A 24,671-nucleotide genomic window follows, 5' to 3' on the forward strand; every position below is an offset into this window, starting at 1 on the left:
GGTGCATAGTCATCCGGCGTCTGCGGGGTTGATCTCGGCGGTGTCGATCATGCCGGACTCCGTGCCCCACGCCTGCATGATGCGCAGCATGTGCCCGGAGTCGATGAGGTGCTGCACGGCGGCTCGTACCGCTTCGGCGAACTCCGGCTCCGACTTCGCCACGGCGATCCCGTTCAGCGCCGACTCCTGAATGTCCCCGATCTGCTCCAGGGTGCCGCGGGAGCGGGCGATGGCGTAGGAGGTGACGGGGGAATCGGCGATGAAGATGTCCGCCTTCTTCCCGGCCACGTTGGTGACCGCGTCGTTGTTGGACTCGTAGGCGAGGATGCGGAGCCCGTCGGCGCCGGCATCGCGGCACTCCTGGTCCGCGGCGCGCACCAGCTCCTCCTGGTACGTGCCCACCTGGACGGCGGGGGTGGTGCCGCACAGGGCCGACGGATCAATGCGGTAGGGGTTGCCGGTCGCGACCGCGTAGGAGATGCCGGCTTCGAAGTAGGAGATCATGCTGACGGCGGCGAGGCGCTCGGCGTTGATCGTGAAGCCGGACATGCCGAGGTCGTACTTCGACCCGATCGCGGGGATGATCTGGGCGAACACGGCGTTGTCGGTGCGGGTTCCCATGCCGAGGACTCGGCCGATGGCGTTGAAGACGTCGATGTCGTAGCCGACGGGTTCACCGTTGGAGAGGAACTCACCGGGCGCGTAGTTCGCGGCGCAGCCGTTGACGAGGGTCCCCTTGGAGCGGATGTGCTCCGGAACGAGGGCCGCGATCTCGGGGACCTCGGCGATGGGGCTGAGGTCCACCTCGGGAACGGCGTTGGTCTCCTTCGCGAGGGTGACGGAGGCGGTGGTGCAGCCGGTGACGGCCCCGGCGGCGGGCAGGCCGACGGCGGCGCCGATCAGGCCGCGCATGAGGGCGCGGCGCGATGGGGACGCACCGGTGATGGTGGGGTGGGGCACCGCTTCTCTCCTGCCGACATCGCCACATAGTCATTCACTTGGTGGCATAGTTTTTCGTTGCGTCGGCAGTCTATGCAGTACGCGCCCCGATCAGGCGATGTCGCGGGCCGCAGAGCGACCGGATTCACGTCCGCTGAACAGGCACCCGCCCAGGAACGTCCCCTCGAGCGCATTCAGTCCGTGCATGCCGCCACCGCCGAACCCGCTCGCCTCGCCGGCGGCGTAGAGCCCGCTGATCACGGCCCCGTCGGCCCCCAGCACGCGCCCGCCCAGATCGGTCTCCAGACCTCCGAGGGTCTTGCGCAGCAGGGTGTGCAGGCGGATCGCGATCAGTGGACCGGCCGACGCATCCAGCAGACGGTGCGGGGACGCGGTGCGCACGAGCCGATCCCCCAGGAATCGTCGCGCACCCCGGATCGCCACCACCTGCGGATCCTTCGCATACGGATTCACCATCTGGTTGTCACGCTCATGAACCGCGGCGGTGATCGCAGCGCGGTCCAGGGGCCCGTCGCTCAGCGGCTCCATGAGATCCATCAGCTCCTCCAGGCCGGTGGCCTGCACGAAGTCCTCCCCGCGGTCGAGGAACGCCTGCACCGGGTCGGGTGCGCCGGGCCTGATGCGCTGGGCGACCTTCGCCCAGGACTTTCCGGTGATGTCCGGGTTCTGTTCGCTGCCGGACAGTGCGATCTCCTTCTCCGCAATGGCGCGGGTCATGATGAACCAGGAGTGCTCACCGCCCCGCTCGCGCAGCTGGCGCAGCGTGGCAAGGGTGTCGAAGCCGGGGTAGGCGGGCGCGTCGAGCCGGTGGCCGGTGTGGTCGAGCCAGAGGGCGCTGGGGCCGGGCAGGATGCGGATGCCGTGGCCGGGCCAGATCGGGTTCCAGTTGCGGACCCCCTCGGTGTAGTGCCACATCCGCTGCTTGTTGATCCAGTGCGCGCCGGCGGCCTCCGCGACCTGCAGGCCGGAGCCGTCCACGTAGGCGGGCACGCCGATCACGGGGTCACGGGGCATGTCTGCGAGGTCCGCGGGCCACATGGCGCGCACCAGGTCCGGGTTTCCGCCGATGCCGCCGGTGGCGAGGACGACCGCGTCCGCGCGGGCGGTGAACTCGCCGATGACCTCGCGGGTGCTGGCCGCGCCGCGGCGGGAGCGGTCGGCCGCGAGGACGGACCCGGCTGCGCCGAGGACCCGTCGGCCGGAGACCTCCAGGTGCTCCACGCGGTGCCGGTGGGCGAAGCGGATGCGGCCGGCCTCCCGGTGCTGGCGGACGCGCCGTTCGAACGGCTCTACGATGCCCTCGCCGGTGCCCCAGGTGATGTGGAAGCGGGGCACGGAGTTGCCGTGGCCGGAAGCGGAGGTGCCGCCGCGCTCCGCCCACCCGACCACGGGGAAGATGCGGTGGCCCATCTGGCGCAGCCAGGCGCGCTTCTCGCCGTGCGCGAAGTGCAGGTACGCCTCGGCCCACTGCCGAGGACGGACATCATGCGTCGCGGCGGAGAACTGCGCGGACCCCATCCAGTCCTGGTGGGCGAGCTCCGGGCTGTCGCGCACGCCGAGGCGCCGCTGTTCGGGAGTGTCGATCATGAACAGGCCGCCGAAGGACCAGAACGCCTGCCCGCCGAGGTCCTGCTCGCCCTCCTGGTCGAGGAGGACCACGCTGCGGCCGGCATCGGCGAGCTCAGCGGCGGCGGCGAGGCCGGCGAGGCCATGGCCAATGACCAGGGCGTCGGCGGTGAGCTCGCGCAGCGGGGCTGTGGCTGGGCGGTGGGGCACGGTGCTCTCCTGTCAACGGGGCGGGCGGCGCAGGAGGCCGGCGCGGGCCGACGGCGCGCCCAATCGGGACTTTGGTCGCGATCTGAAGGCCGCACATGGCCTGAGCAGGCGATTTCGCCGACTGATCGGTGCGAAGCGCTCGACACGACCGCCCCGCCGGTGTGGGATGGGTGACACAGATTATCGTCGATCTCGCCCCACAGCGTGAATGGCGTCCCCGATTTCGGACATTGCGGTCGAATGAGGGGGTACGGGCGGTCGGCTCTGCCAGGATCGACACAACGCCCATCGATCCGCTTCTGAAGCGAGAGCACCATGAACAGTACGCACCCCGGCACAGCGCGCAACGCCCATAACCGTGTCACGCGGTTCATCCTGCTCGCTGACGAGCCACGGATCCTCGCCGATTTCTACGCCCGAGTGTTCGGCTGGACCTTCGAGGACTGGTCCGAGTACTCGACCGTTCCCTGTCTCGGTGTGCGCACCGGCAGCGGCACCTCCGGGGTCGACGGAGTCCTCATCCCCCGGCACGACCTGTTCAAGACCCAGTCCGAGCCCGAAGACGCCATCGACTTCTCGCACCTGATGATCGCTGTGGAGAGCATTCAGGAGACGATGCGCATCGCAATCCGAAACGGGGCCGTCCCCGATGGGGACCTGGTCGACGTGGAACCGTTCCCGCGGGGCCAGCGCCTGCGCGACCCGGACGGCAACGGTCTCATCCTGGTTGAGGGAGCGGACCTGTGATGACCCACTATCTGCCGTGCTCCGAGCACGCCTCGCACACCTGTGAATGCCCTCCCCGGCCCGCTCCCAGGCCGAACAGCTCCATCAACCGCGTGGCCCGCTTCCACCTCTCCGCACACGATCTCGACCGGCTCAGCGCGTTCTACACCGCCCTGTTCAACTGGCGTTTCGAGGACTGGACGGAGTGGTACGGCAGCCCCCTCTACGGCATCACCACCGGCCCCGGCTCCCCCGGGATCGACGGCGTCGCCCAGCAGCGCCCCGCCCGCGCCATGACGCAGCAGCCGTACAACCGGCATAAGGGGTGGAACTTCCCGCAGTTCGTGATCGGGGTGCACGACCTCGACGCCGCCTCCGACGCCGTCACCCGCCACGGCGGCGAACTGGTGGGCGGTGTGGTCCACCTGGCGCTGTGCAGCCGTGGCCAGCGGTTCTTCGACACCGAAGGCAACCTGCTCGCCCTCGCCGAAGGCGACCTCCTCTGAGCTGACGCTCAGTCGGCTTCGTCGTCGTCGCGGTTGCCCTCGGAGTCGGTGCCGATGCTGACCTGCAGCACCCCATCCACTTCCATCAGCGGCGCCATCAGGTGCTGCTGCGGCCGCTGGCCGTGGAACTGGATGTCCATGTCGATGCGCCGACCGTTCGGATCATCGATGCGGCGCGAGCAGATGATGGAGGAGGAGAACCCCATGTCGGTCGCCGTGGCGAGCACATCCCGCAGAACGCCCTCACCGTCGCGGTAGGAGACGAACAGCTGGCGCTTCCGGTCCGGGTCCGGGATCCGCTTCACAATCGGCGCGACCACGAACAGGGTGAACAGGTGCAGGAACGTCACCACGGCGGCGAGGCTGAGCATGCCGGCGCCGCACGCCATGCCGACCGCGGCGGACACCCACACGGTCGCGGCGGTGGTCAGGCCGCGCACCACGTTGCGGCCCTTGAAGATCACGCCGGCGCCGAGGAAGCCGATGCCGGACACGATCTGCGCTGAGATGCGCGACGGGTCCAGCGTCACATCATTGCCCAGCACCATCGCGAAGCCGTACGCGGAGATCAGCGTGAACGCGCACGAGCCCATTCCCACCAGCACGTTCGTGCGGTAGCCCGCCGCCTTCTGCCGCACCTGCCGTTCAATGCCGATCAGGGAGCAGAAGAAGAACGAGGCCAGCACCAGCTGCACCTCGATGAGGCTGGTGCTGTTGGTGAATCCGACCAGTGACTGCACGGCTCAGTCCCCTTCCGGTGCGCGGCCCGGACCGGCTCCGGGCGTCGGGGTCCCACCGGCCGACGGGTCCTCGACGCTGCCGGGCACCGCGGCCGCGGCGGTGTCACCGGCCGGCCCGTGGTCGGGCTCCTCGGCGGCCTCCTGCTCGTCGAGGTCAACGGCGGGCGCTTCGAACTGCGAGCGGTGCAGCTGTGAGTATGCCCCACCGGCGGCCATCAGGGAGTCGTGGTCGCCCTGCTCCACGATGTTACCGTGCTCCATCACCAGGATCAGGTCCGCGTCGCGGATCGTCGAGAGCCGGTGCGCGATCACGAACGCGGTGCGCCCCGACCGCAGACGGCTCATCGCCTCCTGCACCAGGACCTCCGTGCGCGTGTCCACGCTCGAGGTGGCTTCGTCGAGGATCAGCAGCTCGGGCTCTGCGAGGAACGCCCTCGCGATCGTCAGCAGCTGCTTCTCCCCCGCAGAGACGGTGGTTCCCTCATCCTCCAGGACGGAGTGGTACCCGCCGGGCATCTGCATGATGAACTCGTGCGCGCACGCCGCCTTCGCCGCGGCCTCTACCTCGGCGTCGGTCGCATCCAGGCGGCCGTAGCGGATGTTCTCCCGCACGGTGCCGCCGAACAGCCACGTGTCCTGCAGGACCATCGCGGTGCGCGAGCGCAGGTCCGCGCGGGTCAGGGCGCGGGTGTCCACGCCGTCCAACAGGATCCGGCCCGCATCCACTTCGTAGAACCGCATCAGGAGGTTCACGAGCGTCGTCTTGCCGGCACCCGTCGGCCCCACGATTGCGACCGTGGTGCCCGGCTCCGCCGTCAGCGACAGGTCCGTGATCAGCGGGCGGTCCTTCGCGTACGAGAACGCAACATGCTGGAACTCGACCCGGCCGCGGCCCACCTGGTCGGCGGGGGCAGTGTCGGCGTCCAGGGCGGTGACCGCAGTGGAGCCCGTCGGCCCCTCCCCCGCCTCGGCGCCGGTGGCCGACGGGGCAGGCGCAGCCGGCGCGGACACCGCAGCGCGGGCAGCGAGTTCGGCGGTGGCGGCGTCGCTGATCTCATCGGGCTCGTCGAGCAGGTCGAACACGCGCTCCGCGGAGGCGACACCGGACTGCAGCATCGTCGCCATCGACGCCAGCTGGCTCAGCGGCTGCGTGAACTGCCGCGAGTACTGGATGAACGCCTGCACATCACCGAGGGTGAGCTGGCCGCTCACAACGCGCAGACCGCCCACCACAGCGACGGCGACATAGGACAGGTTCCCCGCGAACATCATCAGCGGCATGATCAGCGACGACACGAACTGGGCGCCGAAGCTGGCGCGGAACAGCTCCGCGTTCTCCCGCTCGAACTCGTCGGCGATCTGCTTCTCCCGGCCGAACACGGACACCACGTCATGGCCGGAGAACGCCTCCTCCACCTCGCCGTTGACCTTGCCGGTCGCATCCCACTGCTCAGCGAACAGCTTCTGGGCGCGCTTGCCCACCACCGCGGTGATCACACCGGCCAGCGGGATCACGATCATCGCGATCAGAGTCAGCAGCGGGGAGATCCACAGCATCATCGCGATCGTGCCGATCACCGTCAGCAGGCTCGTGACGATGCCGCCGATGGTCTGGATGAGGGTCTGCTGGATGTTGTCGATGTCGTTGGTGACGCGCGAGAGCACATCACCGCGCGAGGTGCGGTCGAAGTACGACAGCGGCAGCGAGTGGATCTTCTCCTCCGTCTGCCGGCGCAGGCGCTTCACCACGCGCAGCGCCACCCGCACCAGGAGGATGCCCTGCAGCCAGTTCAGCACCGCGGACACCGCATACAGGGCCGTCACCAGGCCGAGCACCGCCCACAGAGCGGAGAAGTCGATGCCGTGGCCCGGGTTCAGCTCCATGCCGCCGAGCATGTCCGCGAACTTCTCGTTGCCCGCGGCGCGGGCCTGCTCGATCACCTGCTGCTTCGTGGTGCCCGGCGGCAGGTGCTTGGAGATCACACCGGAGAAGATGATGTCCGTGGCGCGGCCGAGGATCTTCGGGCCCACCACCGCGAGCGCGACCGACGCGACCGCGGTGATGATCGCGGCGATCAGCATGGGGCGCTCCGACCGCATCTGTCCGAGCAGCCGCTTCGCCGAGGGGAAGAAGTTCTTCGACTTCTGGCCCGGGCGCAGGCCCCGCGTCGTGTCCTTCTCGTCGGCGCTCATGCGCGCACCTCTTCGCTCTCGCCTGCGCCGTCGATCCCGCCCTGGGATTCGACGATCTCTCGGTATGTGGCGCTGTCGGCCATGAGCTCCTCGTGGGTGCCGCGGCCCACCACTTCGCCGTGGTCCAGCACCAGGATGAGGTCCGCGTCCACGATGGTGGAGACGCGCTGCGCCACGATCACCACCAGCGCGTCCCGCGTCTCCGGTTCGAGGGCCGCCCGCAGGCGCGCATCCGTGCTCAGGTCCAGCGCGGAGAACGAGTCGTCGAACAGGTAGATCGGGGGCCGGCCCACCAGCGCCCGCGCGATCGACAGGCGCTGCCGCTGCCCACCGGACACGTTCGTGCCGCCCTGGGAGATCGGCGAGTCCAGCTGCTGCGGCATCGCCGCCACGAAGTCCCGAGCCTGCGCCACGGTGAGCGCATGCCAGATGTCCTCGTCGGTTGTGCCGTCGCGGCCGAAGCCGACGGTGGAGCGCACAGTCCCGGAGAACAGGTACGGGCGCTGCGGGACGTACCCGAAGGCGCGGTCCATCATCGCGGGGTCGGCGCGGCGAACATCCACGCCGTTGATGCGGACGGCGCCGGAGGTGACGTCGAACGCGCGGGTGATGGCGCCGAGCAGGGTGCTCTTGCCGGCGCCGGTGCCGCCGATGATCGCGACCGTCTGTCCGCCGTGGGCGGTGAAGGAGACGCGGTTCAGCACGGGGCGGTCGGCGCCGTCGAAGGTGTAGGAGACGTCGTCGAACTCGAGGGTGACCCGGTCCGCGGGGCGGGCCCCGTCGGCGGGGCCGGATCCGTCGGCCTGGCGGGTCCCGTCGGCCGGGTCGAGGGGGCGTTCGATCTCGTCGGCCGACGGCGGATGCACGGCCGGTTCGGTGTGCAGCACCTCCGTGATGCGCTCCGCGGACACCATCGCCCGCGGAATCATCATCGTCATGAAGGTCGCCATCATCACCGCGATGAGGATCTGGATCAGGTACGCGATGAACGCGGTGATCGACCCGATCTGCATCTCCCCGCGGTCCACGGGGCCGGCCGCCGCCGCCAGCACCACCACGGAGGAGAACGACAGCAGGAACATGATGGTCGGCTGGATCAGCACCATCAGGTTGCCCACCTGCTTGTTCACCCGGTCATAGCGGAGGTTCGCTTCCTCGAACCGGGAGCGCTCATAGTCCTCGCGGACGAATGCGCGCAGCGGGCGGATGCCCGTGATCTGTTCGCGCAGCACGAGGTTGATCTCGTCGATCCGCTCCTGCATCTGCCGGAACAGCGGCACGCTCTTCCACACGATGCCGCCGATCACGACCAGCATCACCGGCACCATCACCGCGATCAGCCACGCGAGCCCGGGCTCCTGGTTCAGCGCCAGCACCACGCCGCCGATGCCGGTGATCGGGGCCTGCACGATGAAGTTCAGGCCGAAGAACACGAGCATCTGCACCTGCTGCGCATCGTTCGTGGACCGCGTGATCAGCGACGCCGTGGAGAAGGAGCCCATCTCACGGCGGGAGAACCCCTGCACCCGGTGGAACACCGCGGAGCGCAGGTCCCGGCCCACGCTCATGCCGACGCGGGCGGCGCACCAATTGGCCGCCACCATCGCGAGGATGTTCACCACCGTGACGGCCAGCATCCAGCCGCCGAGGCGCCAAATGGTGGGGACATCGCCCTGGGCGATGCCGTCGTCGATGATGTCCGCGTTGATCGTGGGCAGGTACAGGGCCGCCAGCACAGCGACCAGCTGCAGGACGATGACGGCGATGACGAAGGAGAGGTACAGACGGGCGTGCGCTGCGATGAGTCGGACGAGCGTCATGACGCTGATTCTATTCTGTGCACCGCGATACTGTACGCCCCCGGCAGCGGAACCCGGGCTCCTGTCCTGCTCCTGCGGGCGCTACTGTGGTGCAGTGAGCAAATCAGCCCAGCGCCTCGTGATCCTGATCTGCGCCCTCGCCCTCGTGGTGCCGGTGGGCCTCGTCGGCTTCTCCAACCTGAACGGCGGCGCGGACCCGTCGGGCGAGCAGAACCCGTCGGCCCCCGCTGACCCGAGCGGCTCCGGCCAGGGCGGGCGGGCCGGCCAGCAGGACCCCAGTGCCGACCCGAACGCCGGCCGGAAGAAGGTCGACCCGGCGTCCCAGCCGAAGCCGACCGCCACGAAGAAGCCCGCCGCGCCCGCCGCCATGTCGCAGCCCACCGACGCCGGCGCCCTCGCCACCACCGACTACCTCTTCGCCGCCTATCCGCCGATGATCGCCACCGGCGACGTCTCCCAGTGGGGCGAGATCATCGCCCCCGAATGCAAGGAATGCGGCGCCTTCATGCAGAACTCCGCGCAGCTGCACCAGGCGGGCGGCTGGGTTGTGGGCGGCGACATCACCCTCACCGACCCGAAGGCCGAAGTGAAGAAAGCCGACGGGGACCCCACCGCCTCCCACACCGCGACGGTCACATCGCCGTTCACGGAGAAGAAGTCCATCCTCATCGACGACCCGCAGTACGAGGGCCACGTGAACCCCGGCTCGAAGGGCGAGGTCACGGTGTCGCTGAAGTACTCCACCGAGAAGAAGGCCTGGAAGGTCACCGGCATCGCGCTGAAGTGACCCGGCGGGTCAGGCGCGGCGGTACAGGAACAGGTCCGTGCGGTACGGAATGCCGACCATGGAGCCGGGTTCGTGGCCCAGGTGGTCGTGGATGTACCAGTCGAGGTTGCTGAGCACCCGCGCCCGGCGCTCCTCCCCCGCCGTCGCCGTATAGCTGCGGGTCAGAGCGAGCCGGATCATCTCGTCGGTGCTGCGCGGATCCTCCCAGGTGATGACGTGCTGGCCCGTCAGTGTGAGCCCCGGGCCGACCTCGGGGCGGAAGCCCTCGCGCAGGATGTCCCCGGCGTGCATGATCCGGGAGTAGCGGTGCACCCACGGGATCGTCACGTCGAGGGTGTTCCAGATCAGGCCGAGCGTGCCGCCGGCCGCGAGGATCCGCAGGACCTCCCCGGTCGCTTCGGCCGAGTCGAACCAGTGCCATGCCTGCGCGGCGACCACGAGATCGGCGGACGCGTCCGGCAGGCCCGTGGCCTCGGCTGGGGCGGTGACGCGGGTGAGGGCGGGACGGTCAGAGTGGGCCGGGGAGGCGGGGCCGGGTGCCGGGTCGGAGATGAGCTCAAGCATCGCCGCGCTCGGATCCACCGCCGTCACGGACCAGCCGCGGTTCAGGAGGGCGGTGGTGAGTTTGCCGGTGCCGGCGCCGAGGTCGACCGCGCGCTTTGCGGGGTCCAGGGCTGGGCCGGCGGCTCGGGAAGGGTCTGGGGCGGCGGCCGGGCTCGGGCTCAGCGCCGGGCTTTCAGCGGCTCGGGAAGAGTCTGGGGCGGTGGCGTCGAGGAGGTCGAGGGCCGCGTCCGGATAGCCGGGGCGCAGCGCATCGTAGGCGGCGCCCTGCGTCAGGTACGCCTCGGCGAGTTCGCGTTTGCGGGCATCGGTGAGCTTCGGTGCGGCGCGGCGGGAGATCGGCGGGGCAGGCCTCGGTGACTCACGCTCAGACATGCCAACAGTATTCCGCATGCCAGGGTCGTCCGCGCCCGCGCCCCCCGGCCCAGGGGATGCCCGGTTCCTGCCCTCCCGTCCCGGCCCAGGGGGTGCCCGGTTCCTGCTCTCCCGTCCCGGCCGAAGGGGCGGGCGAGAGGCGCGAAGCTGGCGAGAGAAGAGCGGCCGTGCACTTTCCGACCGAAAAACCCCTGCAGCGCGGGATTCAGCGCGTTGGAGGGCGATTATGGTCGGAAAGTGCACACGGTCCGTGGCCCGGGCACCGTGACCCGCCCAGGGCAAGGTCAGGAAGGAGGGGGCCGGAACGAAAAGAGGACCCCACGGGGCCGGGATCAGCGCGGGGCGTGGGGAGGTCACGCGAGATGGGAGCGGAGCTGTTCAACCCTCTGCAGACGTTCCAGGCCATACTTTCCGCGCGCCTCCACCACCAGCTCACAGACGCCTTCTACCAGTGCCAACATCGGCACCAAGGTATCGGAAGGCCCAGCAGCCTTTACTGACGCCGTCAACAGCCGCTCTGCAAAAGCGGAGATCGGCGACAACCACGGATCCGTCAGGAGAACCACCGTGATCCCTTGTCCATGGGCCGCCTCGGCAAGCTTGGCAAGTTCAGGGTCGTAACGACGAACATCCGCAACGACGAGGACTCCCCGATCAGCAGCGTCCGCCATCTCCGTTGACGACAGAATCACATGAGGCTCCAGCACCCGAGCGTTCCTCCGCACTGGCGCCAATTGGGCAATCAGCGTTCGTGTCACCGCACCTGAATACGCACCCCCCACGGCGAGCAGGGGCCGTCCCTCGTCCGCCAACAGGCCAACAACGGCTTCGAGCTCAGCCGGATCATTGTCCGCAAAGGTGCTGGTTATGCCCGTCAAGTAGGCATCTCGCGCATGGTCAAAAGTGGTCCGCTCGCCCCCTCGAGCTTCAGCCTGCGAGAGGTTGGACTGGTTCTTCACTGCCAATTCCTCGCGCAACGCGCGCTGCAAACTGCGAAAACCGTCGAAGCCGAGGTGACGAGCAAAGCGGACCACTGTCGGAGCGGACACCTTCGCGTGAGCTGCCAAACTCGCCACCGTGTCCAACCCCAACGTTGGGTACGCGGCAAGCAGCGCGCGAGCGATGCTGCGCTCTGACGGCGTCAGATCCGGCATCACGCTCCGGATATGTTCAGCAACGCTACGGGTGCTGCTTCCGGCGGCGCCGTCCTCGCTGGCACCCGTCATAGCGCCGTCACTTGCGCCCATTCGCTTCTCCTCCTGCCTGCACAACGTGCCTTCGAGGGTACCGGTCCCGTCCCCGCATCCCCGCCGACCAGACTCCGAAATATTCATGACACCACTAGCCATCGTCCGGCACTTTATGTAACCTACATTACACTCACGAACGCGGACCCCATCGGCAGGGCAGTCATCGCCCCCGCCGTCCATCGGAAAGGCCCTCACCATGTCCGAATCCGTCAGCGCTCACCGAGAGCGTCCAACAACCCGAACAACTGCGCCTCATGCATCATCGGTAAGTCCCCAGACGTCAGAAACAGGCAAGGAAGGCCAACTCTCCACACGCCGAAAGCTCTCTCTGCTCGAGGTCTCCGCCATCTCCATCGGCTTCATGGGGCCGGTCATGGCTATGAGCCTCAACGGAATCGGAGTCTCGGGTCTTGTGGGCAAAGGTGTCCCCTTCACGTTCGTGGTGTCCTTCATCGGAACACTGCTCGTCGCCTATGCATTCATTCGGCTCACTCGCTACGTCACCCATGCCGGCTCCGTGTACGCACTCGCAGGAGTCACCCTTGGACCACGTGCTGGGTTCTTCGGCGGCTTCGCCCTGCTCGGCACATACCTGTTCTTCGCCGCCTGCATCGCCGGCGCATGTGCGGTTTTCTTCGAGGCCATGCTGTCCGAGCTCGGCCTGCATCTTCCTGCCGGAGCCTGGATCGTCGTCCCGATCATCGTCGCGGTGTTCGTGGCACTGCTCAACATCCGCGAATCCGCAGTGACTGCCCGCACACTGTTGGCTATCGGGTTCGTCGGCATCATTGCAATGCTCATTCTCTCCGTGGTGATTGTGACGCGTGTCGGTTCCGGAAGTGCTCCGGTCACAACCGGCGTCGATCTGTCCACCTTGTTGCCCGGAAGTGCTTCCCTCACCGCGGTCATGACAGCGTCCGTATTCGGCTTTCTGTCCTGGGCGGGCTTTGAGTCCGGCACCTCGCTCGCAGAAGAGACGAACGACCCCAAACGAACCGTGCCCAAGGCCCTACTGCTGGCTGTGGTGATCGCCGGTGCGATCTACACGTTCGTCATGTTCGCCCAGACAATCGGCTATGGCACTGATGCAACCGGAATCGAGAAGTTCTCCGGCGCAGCCTCCACGCTCACTGAGCTCTCCGCGACCTACATCGGCTCGTGGTACGCCGTCCTCATCAGCGTCATCGCTTTCTTCGTTGCATTCGCATCGCTGCTGTCATCCACCGCTGCGGCCTCAAGGCTGCTGTTCGCTCTCGCCCGTGACGGCTTCGGGCCCACCGTATTCGCCCGCACAAACGCCCGGACCGGGGTCCCCACGATCGCCGTGCTGTCCGTCGTCGTCCTCACCGTCGTCCTCGCGGCCGCACTTGCAGCCATCGGAGCCACCGCGGTGGATGTCTACTACTGGTACGCCACCATCGCCACTCTGTGCATGGTTGTTGCATATGCCATGACGTCGGTCGGCATCATCAAGTACGCCATCACCTCAGGAACTCGCATCCCCGCATGGGAGGTCATCGTCCCCGTACTTGGCCTCGCATTCCTTGTGTGGGTCTACGCGGTTCAGATCATCGGCCAAGAGGCCCCATACACATGGTTCCCTTGGATCGCCGGTGCCTGGTGCCTCTTCGGCCTCATCATTGTCATCGCCCAGCCGCGTCTCGCTGATCGCATCGGTGAGCGCCTCACCCAGGAGGATCTCGAATGAACCCCGCACACCACACCCCGGCCGACGGTCTGAACACCCCCGGTGGAGCACTCGCCCCCGAGGTGCGCCCCCGCCCCGGCGAACTCGTATTCCTCGCTGTCAGCGACCTATCCGGCATCACCAAGGGGCGCGCTGTCAGAGCCGAAGACTTCGATGAGACATCGTCCGTGGGATGGGTACCGGCCAACCTCGGCATCGGGCCCCTCGGCGAGATCGTCCACGGACTGCCCTACGGTTCTACTGGCGACTGCCGCCTTCGTCCCGACTACGCCTCAGCCGTCCGGATCACCGACATCCCCGGCCAGGAGCCTCACACCCTCGTCTTCACCGACATCGTTGAAACTGACGGATCGCCGTGGGCCGGAGACTCCCGCACGTTCCTGCGTGACACGGTGAAGATGCTCGAGGACGAATTCGGGTTGACCGTCACCGCCGCGTTCGAGCACGAATTCACGGACCTGGGGGATGATTCCCCCACCCATCCGTTCTCCCTCGCCGCGCACCGATCACTCGAACCCATCGGTTCTCAGATCATGAACGCGCTCGACAAAATGGGTGCGGAACCGGAGAACTGGCTACCGGAGTACGCCCCCCATCAGTTCGAAGTGACCGTCCGCCCAACGGATGCGGTCTCTGCAGCTGATCGTGCCGTGCTCGTCCGAGACACCGTTGGTGCCGTTTTTGCCGGCCACCACCGCGATGTCACCTTCTCCCCTCTGCCTAAAGCAGGTGCAGGCGGCTCCGGGGTTCACGTGCACTTCGGTCTCACCACGCTCGATGGCGACCCGGTTGTCTACGACCCCTCCCGCCCCGGCCGTGTGTCGGAAAAGGCCGCCAAGTTCGCGGCAGGAATCCTTCACCATGCACCCGGCATGACTGCCATCTTCGCGCCCCTGGTGATCTCCGGTGAGCGGCTCCGCCCGGATAACTGGTCCACGGCTCGGGCGTTCATGGGGCTGCAGAACCGCGAAGCGCTGCTGCGCATCACGCCTACGAATGAAATGGAAGGCCGGGACCCCGCGCCCCAACTGCACTTCGAATTCCGAGGCGGCGACATCGGCGCCAACCCCTACCTGTTGCTCGGGTCGATCCTCCGCGCAGGAATCGCTGGTCTGCGTGAGGACATGGATCCCGCACAGGTCGTGCAGGGAGATCTGGACCTCGAAGGGGAGCACAAGGATCTGCCGCAGCTGCCTGAAGATCTGCCGGAGGCACTCGCTGCGTTTCAGGCCGACGAAGAGGTGTCTTCATGGTTCGCCCCAGAACTCGTGCAGACCTACCTGGCGATCAAGGAGCATGAGATCGAGACGTTCAAGGACAAGTCCATGGAAGAGCGCTGCAAGCGGTACGCCGAAATCTTCTGACTCCACATAACTGGCGGTGGCACGGCTTCTCGCCCGGTGGTCGCCCCGTATCCCAACCATCTGAAAGGAGCGTTCTCCATGACACCCTCTGCGCTGAGGCACAGGACGTCCGCCTCCGAATGGATCGGCTCGATTCCTCTAGTCGACCATCACTGCCACGGAATCCTTGCTACACCAGCGAACCGCAGTCGGTTCGAGGACCTGATCACAGAGTCGGACGGCCACGCGCCGCGGGGAACAACCATGTTCGACACCCAGCTTGGGTTCGCCATCCGTCGCCACTGCGCGCCACTGCTCGACGCTGAACCCTTCTGCTCACCCGACGAATACATTGAGGCGCGGTCCGCTCTGTCTGCCGACGAAGTTGGTCGACGGCTGCTGCGCCCGTCCGGATTCGAGACCCTGTTGATCGAGACCGGCCACCGAGGGGACGAGATCCTCGGTCCAGCACACATGGGCGCGACAGCGAACGCGGGCTACGCCGAGGTTGTTCGCCTGGAGGTGCTCGCCGAAGAGCTGGTCGAAGCCGGTGTGCATCCCAGCGGGTTCGTCGACGAGTATGCGCGAGTCTTGGACGAACGCCTGCGCACAGCGGTTGGAGCGAAGACGATCGCTGCATATCGGACCGGGTTGGACTTCGACCCATCGCGTCCCACCCATGCTGACGTTGCACGCGCCGTTGGCGCATGGATCGATCGAATCAGCAATTACCCCGGGTCGATTCGCCTCGAGGACCCTGTCATCATCCGACACCTGATTTGGAGCGCGATTGATCGTGCTGTACCGATCCAGTTCCACGTTGGGTACGGCGACCCCGATGTGGATCTTCATCGCTGCAACCCTCTGCTGCTCACCGACCTGCTGCGCGCCACCCGCGGGTCCGGTTCGGACATTCTGCTTCTGCACTGCTACCCATTTCATCGAGAAGCCGGCTACCTGGCCCACTGCTTTGAACACGTGTATTGCGACGTCGGCCTGGCCATCAATTACACCGGTTCCCAATCCGCACAGATCATCGCCGAATCATTGGAGCTCACTCCGTTCCACAAGGCGCTGTTCTCGTCGGATGCCTGGGGAGCAGCGGAGTTGTATCACCTCGGCGCGCTCCTGTTCCGCCGCGGGCTGGCTGAGGCACTCGACGACTGGGCACGCCGAGATCAGTGGCCGATCGCCGAACAGCAAAGAGTGGCCCAGATGATCTCACGGGACAACGCCCGTCGCGTTTACAGGCTCGATCAGCTCCCAAGCGCGACGCTCCCATCCTCAACAGCCCACCCCTCGACCCCCTCAACTCACGGAGCATCGGATTGACCTCGACAGACAGCCCCGCCGATTCAACACGAACCACGCTCACCAGGATCGCTGGCGAGTTACGTTCCCGTCTGGACGAACAGCTCTCTGACGCAGCTGCCCTGCGCCGGCGCATCCATTCCGACCCCCGCATTTCCGGCATGGAATACGACACTCGCGACATCCTCGTTTCGGAGCTCGCGGGGATCCTCCAATTCGACGAAGTCGCATCCGCTGGAGCGATAGGCCGGATCGGCCCTGACGGCCCCGCGGTCGGAATCCGCGCTGAGCTCGATGCGCTCCCGGTCCACGAAAGCACCGGCGTCGAATTCGCTGCCAGCAACGGCGCCATGCATGCATGCGGCCATGACGTTCATCAAGCCGCCCTTGTCGCACTCATCCGTGCTGCAGCGCAGGTGGATCTGCCCGTCGCGATCGGTGCTGTCCTGCAGCCGAGAGAGGAGACATATCCTTCTGGTGCATTGGACATCGTCGAAGAAAAAGCTCTGGAGAAGATCAATGTCACCCACATGATCGCTGCTCACGTTCACCCAGGAGTTCCGGCGGGCACCATCGCGGTGGGCGCGGGTTACATCAACGCAGCCGCAGATGAGATCAACATCGTCCTCAGGGGTCGTGGCGGGCACGGCGCCTACCCTCACACCGCGGCCGACCCGGTGACCGCGATCGCCCAGCTCGCGATCGGACTGCCAGAAGCTGTCCGCAGAACTGTTGATCCGATGTCGCCAGCTCTTCTGAGCGTAGGCACTCTCCGCGCTGGCGACAGCGCGGCTAACGTTCTTCCCTCAGAGGCGTACCTGCGCGCCACAATGCGCACCACGTCGAACGAGCAGCGCATCGACCTGTTCGAAGCCGTCCGGCAGATGGCCGAAGGCACCGCTGCCGCCTATGGACTATCGGCGGATATCAGCCGTGATTCTGGTGAACCGGTCCTGACAAACCATAAGGAGCTCGCAGAAGGGGCCGAAGCCTGGTTGGGAGCGATGGGTCATGACATTGCGGAGCCGATGCGGTCACTCGGTGCTGACGACTTCTCCTACTTCTGCTCAGTGATGCCGTCTCTGATGACCTTCGTCGGGGTGGAAGTCGAGGGGTGCTCTCCCGCGCCGTCGCTGCACGATCCTCGATTTCTCCCCACGGAGAGGGCGATCAAAGACGTCGCTCATGCCATGCTGGCCGGTTATCTCGCTGGCGCCGAGCGCATTCTGAACGAGCAGGTGGACGAGGAGATCAACAGATGACGACGACTGCACACAACGGCTCCGCGGCAGGAGACCTGGCCGCACGTGACGCCGATGTCATCGCGGGAGTTGAGAAGCTGCGCTTCTTCCCCTTGACGATTGCCGGCGGAAACGGCAGTGAGGTCACCGACGCTGACGGGCGCACGCTTCTTGATTTCTCTGCCGCGTGGACAGCTGTCGGCCTGGGGCACGGAAACGCGGCGGTCGCCGATGCGGTCAGAGATGCGCTGGCCAGCGGGTGCAGCGCCTCCATCCTGTCCGCCACACACGAACGTGCAGTGCTCCTCGCGGAGCGACTGCTGCAGATGATTCCTGGAAAGCCAGACCGACGCGTCTACCTTGGGCATGCAGGGACAGACGCGAATGATGTCGCACTGCGGGGGTGCCGCCGTGCGACCGGGCGCCAAGGGGTGATCGCCTTTTCCAACGGCTATCACGGCGGACTCGGCCTTGCACAAGGGGTCTCAGGCATACATGTCGAATCCGGCGGAGCCGATGCCGCTGCCGATTCTGTGCTTCTGACGTACCCGTCGGCCGCGCTCACCGACTCGGAGGCACGCACGCACATCGATCAGATTAGGCGCCATCTGCAGACCCAGACCATCGCCGCAGTGATCGTGGAGCCGATCCAATCCGATGGTGGAATCATCATGCCGCACCCTGAGTTCCTGCCCGCGCTTCGGCAGATGTGCACAGAAACTGGAACGCTCCTAGTGTGTGACGAGGTCAAAGCCGGTCTTGGGCGGACTGGCCGCCTGTTGGCCATCGAGCACAACGGTGTCCAGCCTGATGTGGTGACGCTCGGCAAAGCTCTCGGCGCCGGCCTCCCGTTGTCAGCGGTGGTCGGGCCCGCATCTGTTCTTGATGAACCCGCGGCTTCCGCGTTGATGACCACCACCGGTAACGGTGCATCATGTGCCGCCGGGTTGGTGGTCCTGGATGAACTGGACGACGGCTCGATCATCGACAACGCAGCCGCGATGGGTGAAGTACTGACCGCCCTGATCAATCAACTGCGCGCCAGCGACCGCCCAGGTGCACGGCTCATCGACGAGGTCCGGGGCCGAGGATTGATGCAGGGCCTCCAACTGTTGCCAAACGGCACCGATGATGCTCTGACGACCTCCGCAAAGGCGGCGTTTCGCGCATTTGAGCTTGGACTCGTCGTCTATCCCGTCGGTGATGGTGCCCTCGAGCTCACACCGCCGCTGACTATCTCACGGGGCGAGTGTGTTCGCGGCATGGAACTGCTCGCGCAGGCGCTGGACGATGTCGCTGAGGGGGCGGTGAGCGACGCCGACATCGCTCCTTACGCCGGTTGGTGAGGTCGGTTCGACCTGCGCCATCGGGCCCCAATACCGACCCCGGTTGGAAGCGTTTCAGCGCTCTTGATCGCCGGAATGCGCGCGAGGACGCATGCAACGGCGAGGCGGCGGTGTGCGGTCAGTGCTGGTTCTTCGTCAGCACGTCCGCGAACAGGGTCAGGGCGATCACCGCGGCGATGGCCCCGGCGATCAGCGCCACGGCGTCCAGCCCGAGCAGCGCCGCACCGAGCAGTGCCAGCGGCGCCACCCAGCCCGCGGTGACCCGCTGGATCAGGTAGATCGGCACCGGCCCCAGCTCGGGCGAGTTGATCGTGGTGAGCACACCGTTGACCTGGTCGGACAGCGCCCGCGTCGGCCCCACCAGGCCGTGCGTCACCGCCGCGGCCGCAACCGCGGCGAACACCAGCACCGGCCACGGCTGCCCGCCCTGCACCAGGTGCACCACGGCAGCTGCGGCGAACGGCACCAGGGCCGTCACCGCGAGTCCCGCGAGCGTCAGCCAGGCCGCCCCGGGCGCAGCTGCAGCGAACACGGACCGCAGCGGCACCGACACCACCAGATCACCGAGGATCGAGGCGAGGCTCAGCGCGGTCAGCAGGGCCGCCACCGCCCCGATCGCGAGCGTGCCCGCGGCCGGTGTGAACGCGGTGGCGCTGATGGCGACCAGAACTGCGATCCCACTGGTGGCGGCAGTGCGTCGGCCAGCGCGGGCGAGCACGGTCACGAACAGCCGCGCCGACGGGTGCAGACGGCGCATCATCCCCGGCGCGAGGGCCCGTCGGCGCGCGGCCGGGCGGGTCAGCTCACCGTGCGTCCGCACCGCACCGACATCCATCGACACGGCAGCGGACCCGGCCGCGGTGACGATCCCGTCGGCCCGCAGCAGTTCCCACCGCGGAATCAGCTCGAAAGAACCGGCCCGCGCCCGGGACCGCACAACCGCGCCCGCGAGCACGATCGCGGCAACCCCGGCGGCGGTGATGAGCGATGCGCCGACGGTGCCGGAGAAGCGGAAGGCGACCAGCAGTGTGACAGCGCCGGCCACGAGCGCGGCGGGCAGTGTGCGGACGGCGGGGAGGAGCCGGCTGCGCTGGGCTCGGGCCAACAGCGGCGGCACCAGCAGAGATGCGGTCGCGAGGATGCCGGTGATCGCGGGCAGCAGCGGCCCCGGCAGCAGGGGCCCGAGCGCGGTGATGAGACCGGACGCGAGAGCCGCACTGAGCATGAGCAGGACGCCGGCGAGGATGCCGAGGGTGGCGGCGCGCCGTCGGGGCCCACCGGTCAGCATCAGTTCCGCTGCCGATGCGGAGAAGGGACCCACCGCGCCGGTCACCGCGAGGATCAGCGCGACCATCAGTGCCGTCACTGCGACCACGAGGACGGTGAGCGGGTCTGCGTGCGGGAGGAGCCCAGCCCGCAGCTGCGGGCTGAGCGATGTGAGCGCACCGATCCACACACCGAGGCCGACGGCTGCGGCGAGCACCCCCATCCAGACGGCGGACAGCACCTCACCGGTGGTGTGGTGGGGTGTGACGCGGGCGATGGGGTCGGTCATGACAGGTGGAGTTCGGCGGCGCCGAGGCGGTCGATCAGCTGCTGCGAATGGGTGGCGAGGATGATGACGGCGCCGGGGGCGATGGCGCGGAGGATGTCCGCAGTGCGCTCCTGGTAGTCGACGTCGAGGCGCTGCTCGGGTTCGTCGAGGATCAGCACCGACCAGGGGCGGACGAGCGCGGTGGCGAGGGCGGACCGCTGCCGCTGCCCGGAGGAGAAGGTGTGCGGGTGGCGGTCGGCGAGGTCGGCGAGGTCGAGGGTGTGGATGGCGTCGTCGGCGCTCATGAGGGATCCGTCGGTTTCGAGGATCCGCAGGTGGTCGCCGAGGGTGAGTTCGCGCATCCACGCGGAGCCGTCGAGGACGGCGAACACGTCGCGGCGGTGGGCGCGGGAGTTGGCGGTGAGGTCGGCGCCGTCGAGCAGGATGGTGCCGGAGTCCAGCGGCTGGTGGCCGGCGAGGCCGCGCAGGAGGGTGGATTTGCCGCTGCCGTTCGCGCCGGTGACGGCGATGATGTCGCCCGGGTCGGCGGTGAGGTCGAGGCCCTGAATGACGGGGTCGGTGTCGCCGTAGCCGATGGTGAGGTCAGTGGCGGTCAGCATGCGGTCCACTGTATGGAGCCCGGCGGGCCGACGGGCACCGACATTGGTCGACTCACCGATCCCGGGCCGGCGTTGCATGCGTTTCAGCGCTCTTGATCGCCGGGATGGGCGCTGAAACGCACGGAACCGCGCGGAGGTGCCGCGGGGCGGGTCAGGCGAAGAAGTGGTAGCCGGAGACGAGGATGAAGATGGTGGCGCTGATGAGCGCGCAGCCGACTTCGAGGAGAATCCCGATACCGAGCGCCTTCAGCGCGGTGAGGGTGGAGCGGACGGCTTCGTTGGCATCCTTGCGGCGCGCGTACTCGGTTCCGAACAGGGCGAGGATGAACCCGAGGATCAGGCCGGGGCCGGGGATCACGAAGAACCCGACCAGGCCACCGACGATGGCGAGTGCCACCGCCCACCCGGGGGTCTCCTGCCGCTTCAGCTGCCGACCGGTGAGGACATAGCTGCAGGTCATGCCGACGAGCGACAGCAGAGTGATGACTGCGAACGCGACCCAGGCACCGGTGCCGCCGATGACGATCGCCCAGATGAGAGTGCCGATGATGATCGTGATGGAGCCGGGCAGGACCGGCACGATGATGCCGGTGATGCCGACCGCGAATGCGAGTGCGGCGATGACGGTGACGAGGATGTCCGAACCCATGAGGGCCTTTCGGTCGGCGGGTGGTGCTGGGCGGCGGGCAGTCGACGGGGGCTCCGTCCGGCCGGTGTCAGTGTAGCGAGCGGCGAGGTGCAGTGGGGCGCAACGGCTTGGCAATGCGGAATGCGACGGAGCGCGACCGACTGCGGCGGGGTGCTGGGGGCGCTCGGCAGAGTGGTTACACGGTGATGTCGAGGGTGGAGGTGCCGTCGGAGCGTCGGCGCACGTGGATCTTCTCCGGGATCTGCTGCTTCAGCTCCGCCACGTGCGAGACGATGCCGACCGTCCGTCCCGCGTTCCCCAGCGCCCGGATCTCCGCGATCACCGAATCGAGCTTCTCCGGGTCCAGTGAGCCGAAGCCCTCGTCGATGAACAGAGTGTTCATCTGCACCCCGCCGGACTCGGCGGTGACGATATCGGCGAGTCCGAGCGCGAGCGCGAGCGAGACGAAGAACGTTTCGCCGCCGGAGAGGGAGGCGGGGCTGCGACGCTGGTCGGTGCGGCGGTCCACGACCTCCAGGTCCAGGCCGATCTTCTTCGTTCCCCCAGCAGCCGGCTCCCCCAGCTCCAGTTCGAGATCGGTGCCGGACAGGACCGAGAGTCGTGCGTTCGCGGCATCGACCACGGCTTCGAACCGTTTGATCACCACATACGTGGACAGGGGCAGCCGGGCGGAGCTGCCGCTGCCGCCGGTGATGACCTCTGCGAGCGCCCGCTTCTCCTCCGCCGTCGCTGACGTGTCGCGATGCTTCTGCGCAGCCTGTTCCAGGGACGTGAGCGCTGCTGCGGTGGCGGTGGCGGCGCGCTCCGCAAGGGACAGCTGCCGCTGCTTCTCTTCCAGCGCAGCGCGGGCCGCGGCCTGCTGCTCCCGGGCGGCGGTGACGGCGCACTCAGCGTCCTCGAGGGACGTCTCGGCGAGGGTAAGGGCGGCGACGGCCTCATCGGCGAGGAGGTCGGTCAGCTTCGCCTGGGCGGTGGCGCGCTGAGTCTGCACCTGTCGGTGCTGGGCGCGGGTCTCCTCACTGATGCGGGCGGCGGTGACGTCCTCTTCGCTGGTGAAGCCAGCGGTCTGCATCTCGTCGGTGACGGTCTCGGCGGCGGTGAGCCACCGCTGGCGGGCGTCCTGCGCGGCGCGCAGTCGCTTCCCTGCCTCGGCCGCGGTCTTGGCCCGGTTGCTGAGGCGGGTGCGGCGTTCTGCGACGGTGTCGGCGTCGGCGCGGGCCTCGGCAACAGCCGCCTGGTCGCGCTGGATGGCGTGCGCGGTCTCCTCCACGCGGGTGCGGGCCGCGGACAGCGCGGTCTCCGCCTGGTGTGCGGCGGTGGTGAGGCGCTGGGTCTCCTCATCGAACGCGGCGAGGCTGTTCTCCAGGTCCGCGTGGCGCTGCTCAGCGGTGCGGACGTCGGCGAGTTTCTGCTCGGCGGCGGCGACTTCAGCGGCTGCGGTCTCCACGGACCGCTCCCCTGCCGCGGTGTGCGCGGCGGCTCGGGTGGATTCGAGGGCCGCCTTCTTCTCGTTGAGGTCGCTGAGGCGCTTCTCCGCGACGCTTCGGGCGCCCTCCGCCTCCTCGATCTGCTCATCGGTGACGAAGGGCTGGTCGCTGGTGGCGGGGCTGGGATGCTCGGCGGCGCCGCACACGGGGCAGGGATCACCGTCAGTCAGGCTGGTGGCGAGCTCAGCGGCCATGGAGTCGATCCGCTGCTGGCGCAGGGCCCGCTCCGTCTCCACGGCCTGCGCCGCCGCGGTGTGGGCGTCCCTGATCGGGCCGGCGAGCTGCTGGATCTTCTCGGCGGTGGCGGCGGCGAGGCGCGCTGATTCCTGCCGCTCCTGCGAGGTCTCGAGGGTGGCCTGGGCGCCGGCGAGGTCGCGAGACTGCTCGGCGGCTTCCTTCACACGGTCGGCCAGGTCATCTCGATGGGTGGGCCGCTGCTGGAGTGCCGCCTTCTGCTCGGTGAGGCGGGCTTCGGTGGTGGTCACGGCGTCGCGCTGCTCCTCCAGGTCGGTGAGCCTCTTGGGCAGGCCGGTCTCCAGCTGGGCGACGGTGGCGAGCTCCGCGGCAGCGGCGGCAGCGGTCGATGCGGTGGTGTCGTGGTGGGCGATGAGGTCCGGCCACTGCTGCGGCGTCTCCTGGTCGTCCTTGGGGAGGGCGAGGCGGGTCGCGTCGGCGTCGCGTTCGGCGCGGGCGCGGGCCTGCAGGGCGTAGAACGGTCGCTCGGCGCGCTCGTGCGCGGCGAGCTGCCGGGCGGCGAGGTCACTGGCCTCACGAGTCCGCTCGAGGTGCGCGGCGATTCCGTCGGCCTCCTGCCGGCCCTGCACGGCCTGCAGGTGCCGGGTTGCGGCCTCGGTCGCCTTCTCGGCGGTGGTGACGCCGGTGCGGGCCTTCTCGGTGCGAGCCGCCGCGTCCTCGTGGGCGGTGCGGGCCGCGGCGGTGGCTGCGGCGGCGTCGGTGAGGACGGTGGTGAGGCCGCCGGGTGCGGTGAGTTCCTGGTGGGCCTCGGCGCGGGTGTCGGCATCAGCACTGGAGGCTTCGAGGAATCGTTCCAGCGCCTGCGCGAGGGCCTGCTGGGAGGCTTCGGCAGCGGCACGGGCGTCGCGCCGCAGGTCGATGAACTGCTTCTCGATGGTGGTGAACAGGCGGGTGCCGAACACCTTCTCCAACACGTCCTTGCGGTCCTCCGACTTCGCGCGGAGGAACCGCGCGAACTCCCCCTGCGGCAGCACTACGGTCTGCGTGAACTGTTCATGGGTGAGGCCGACGATCCGGTTGATCTCAGCCCCCACCTCGTCGATCCGCACCGACACGGGCTGCACCGCCCCAGCGGACTCCTCACCGGCGATGGCGGCGCGGAACGCGTCCTCCGAGGTGTACCGGAACAGCTTCGCGGTGGCGTTCTGCTGGGTGAGGCCGTCGCCGCGGCGCTTGGGCCGCAGGTAGCGCGGTGTGCGGGTGATGCGGAACAGGCCGCTGGTGGTCTCGAAGAACAGGTCCACCGCACTGGGCTCATCGGCCCCGGCGAAGTGGGAGCGCAGCCGTTCCTGGCTGGAGGCTTCACCGGCGACCTGGCCGTAGAGGCCGAACACGACGGCGTCGATGATGCTGGACTTCCCGGACCCCGTGGGCCCCTCGAGGAGGAACAGGCCGGAGGCGCCGAGGGCGGTGAAGTCGATGCGGTGCTCGCCCCGGAACGGGCCGATGCCGGTGAAGGTCATGTGGTGCAGGCGCATGATGG

General features: G+C 68.0%; 19 protein-coding genes. 8 read left to right on the top strand and 11 right to left on the bottom strand.

Annotated elements, in window-relative coordinates; translation table 11 throughout:
* Window positions 1-9: 9 nt before the first annotated feature.
* Together R3I40_RS08790 and R3I40_RS08795 are read right to left on the bottom strand one after the other, a co-directional pair.
* On the bottom strand, window positions 10-960 hold the full coding sequence (locus tag R3I40_RS08790; RefSeq protein WP_285262206.1) for an ABC transporter substrate-binding protein: 951 nt from the start codon (window positions 958-960) through the stop codon (window positions 10-12).
* 90 nt (window positions 961-1,050) lie between these two features.
* On the bottom strand, window positions 1,051-2,736 hold the full coding sequence (locus R3I40_RS08795) for an FAD-binding dehydrogenase (protein WP_285262205.1): 1,686 nt from the start codon (window positions 2,734-2,736) through the stop codon (window positions 1,051-1,053).
* Window positions 2,737-3,051: 315 nt separating this feature from the next.
* Between R3I40_RS08795 and R3I40_RS08800 the strand changes: the two genes are divergently transcribed.
* Both R3I40_RS08800 and R3I40_RS08805 read left to right on the top strand, forming a co-directional pair.
* Complete coding sequence (locus R3I40_RS08800; protein ID WP_183376434.1) at window positions 3,052-3,483, top strand: VOC family protein; 432 nt, start codon at window positions 3,052-3,054, stop codon at window positions 3,481-3,483.
* A 92-nt stretch (window positions 3,484-3,575) separates the two neighbouring features.
* A complete protein-coding gene (locus tag R3I40_RS08805) occupies window positions 3,576-3,968 on the top strand; it encodes a VOC family protein (RefSeq protein ID WP_239374861.1) in 393 nt (130 codons plus the stop codon).
* A gap of 8 nt (window positions 3,969-3,976) precedes the next feature.
* Here the strand turns inward: R3I40_RS08805 and R3I40_RS08810 are convergent, their stop codons facing one another.
* The 3 genes from R3I40_RS08810 to R3I40_RS08820 are packed head-to-tail and all read right to left on the bottom strand — an operon-like array spanning window position 3,977 to window position 8,721.
* The gene (locus tag R3I40_RS08810) at window positions 3,977-4,708 is read right to left on the bottom strand and encodes an MgtC/SapB family protein (protein ID WP_239374858.1); all 732 of its coding nucleotides are present in this window, start codon (window positions 4,706-4,708) and stop codon (window positions 3,977-3,979) included.
* A gap of 3 nt (window positions 4,709-4,711) precedes the next feature.
* Complete coding sequence (locus tag R3I40_RS08815; RefSeq protein WP_285262204.1) at window positions 4,712-6,901, bottom strand: ABC transporter ATP-binding protein; 2,190 nt, start codon at window positions 6,899-6,901, stop codon at window positions 4,712-4,714.
* Window positions 6,898-8,721 (bottom strand): ABC transporter ATP-binding protein, encoded by a 1,824-nt coding sequence (locus tag R3I40_RS08820; protein ID WP_285262203.1) that lies wholly within the window; start codon window positions 8,719-8,721, stop codon window positions 6,898-6,900. The genes R3I40_RS08815 and R3I40_RS08820 overlap by 4 nt, the downstream gene beginning before the upstream one ends.
* 94 nt (window positions 8,722-8,815) lie before the next feature.
* On the opposite strand from R3I40_RS08820, the gene R3I40_RS08825 reads away from it, so the two are divergent.
* The gene (locus R3I40_RS08825) at window positions 8,816-9,508 is read left to right on the top strand and encodes a DUF6318 family protein (RefSeq protein ID WP_239374852.1); all 693 of its coding nucleotides are present in this window, start codon (window positions 8,816-8,818) and stop codon (window positions 9,506-9,508) included.
* A gap of 9 nt (window positions 9,509-9,517) precedes the next feature.
* Here R3I40_RS08825 and R3I40_RS08830 read toward each other — a convergent pair whose 3' ends face one another.
* The gene (locus R3I40_RS08830; RefSeq protein ID WP_285262202.1) at window positions 9,518-10,444 is read right to left on the bottom strand and encodes a class I SAM-dependent methyltransferase; all 927 of its coding nucleotides are present in this window, start codon (window positions 10,442-10,444) and stop codon (window positions 9,518-9,520) included.
* Between the two features lie 353 nt (window positions 10,445-10,797).
* Window positions 10,798-11,691 carry a MurR/RpiR family transcriptional regulator gene (locus R3I40_RS08835; RefSeq protein WP_183376428.1) on the bottom strand — a complete coding sequence of 298 codons (894 nt, stop codon included), beginning with the start codon at window positions 11,689-11,691 and terminating at the stop codon, window positions 10,798-10,800.
* Between the two features lie 199 nt (window positions 11,692-11,890).
* Between R3I40_RS08835 and R3I40_RS08840 the strand changes: the two genes are divergently transcribed.
* From R3I40_RS08840 to R3I40_RS08860, 5 genes are all read left to right on the top strand, one after another.
* Entirely contained in the window at window positions 11,891-13,402 is a 1,512-nt protein-coding gene (locus R3I40_RS08840) for an APC family permease (protein WP_285262201.1), read from the top strand.
* Between the two features lie 62 nt (window positions 13,403-13,464).
* Window positions 13,465-14,766, top strand: a complete 1,302-nt coding sequence (locus R3I40_RS08845) for a type I glutamate--ammonia ligase (protein WP_285262200.1) — start codon at window positions 13,465-13,467, stop codon at window positions 14,764-14,766.
* A gap of 243 nt (window positions 14,767-15,009) precedes the next feature.
* Window positions 15,010-16,077: an amidohydrolase family protein gene (locus R3I40_RS08850; RefSeq protein WP_239374844.1), complete on the top strand. Its 1,068-nt coding sequence runs from the start codon at window positions 15,010-15,012 to the stop codon at window positions 16,075-16,077.
* Complete coding sequence (locus tag R3I40_RS08855; RefSeq protein WP_183376419.1) at window positions 16,074-17,318, top strand: M20 metallopeptidase family protein; 1,245 nt, start codon at window positions 16,074-16,076, stop codon at window positions 17,316-17,318. Before R3I40_RS08850 ends, R3I40_RS08855 begins: the two co-directional genes overlap by 4 nt.
* Window positions 17,315-18,643: a class-III pyridoxal-phosphate-dependent aminotransferase gene (locus tag R3I40_RS08860; RefSeq protein WP_285262199.1), complete on the top strand. Its 1,329-nt coding sequence runs from the start codon at window positions 17,315-17,317 to the stop codon at window positions 18,641-18,643. Before R3I40_RS08855 ends, R3I40_RS08860 begins: the two co-directional genes overlap by 4 nt.
* A 118-nt stretch (window positions 18,644-18,761) precedes the next feature.
* On the opposite strand, the gene R3I40_RS08865 is transcribed toward R3I40_RS08860, so the two are convergent.
* The 4 genes from R3I40_RS08865 to R3I40_RS08880 form a co-directional block, all read right to left on the bottom strand.
* Window positions 18,762-20,198, bottom strand: coding sequence for a hypothetical protein (locus R3I40_RS08865; protein WP_285262198.1), 1,437 nt, complete (start codon window positions 20,196-20,198; stop codon window positions 18,762-18,764).
* A complete protein-coding gene (locus R3I40_RS08870) occupies window positions 20,195-20,797 on the bottom strand; it encodes an ABC transporter ATP-binding protein (protein WP_183376413.1) in 603 nt (200 codons plus the stop codon). The genes R3I40_RS08865 and R3I40_RS08870 overlap by 4 nt, the downstream gene beginning before the upstream one ends.
* A gap of 151 nt (window positions 20,798-20,948) precedes the next feature.
* Window positions 20,949-21,446, bottom strand: a complete 498-nt coding sequence (locus R3I40_RS08875; RefSeq protein ID WP_183376411.1) for a DUF456 domain-containing protein — start codon at window positions 21,444-21,446, stop codon at window positions 20,949-20,951.
* A gap of 175 nt (window positions 21,447-21,621) precedes the next feature.
* On the bottom strand, window positions 21,622-24,666 hold the full coding sequence (locus tag R3I40_RS08880; protein WP_285262197.1) for an AAA family ATPase: 3,045 nt from the start codon (window positions 24,664-24,666) through the stop codon (window positions 21,622-21,624).
* Between the last annotated feature and the right edge of the window lie 5 nt (window positions 24,667-24,671).

Origin of the sequence: Helcobacillus massiliensis (assembly GCF_033106145.1) — a bacterium.
Taxonomy (GTDB): domain Bacteria; phylum Actinomycetota; class Actinomycetes; order Actinomycetales; family Dermabacteraceae; genus Helcobacillus; species Helcobacillus massiliensis.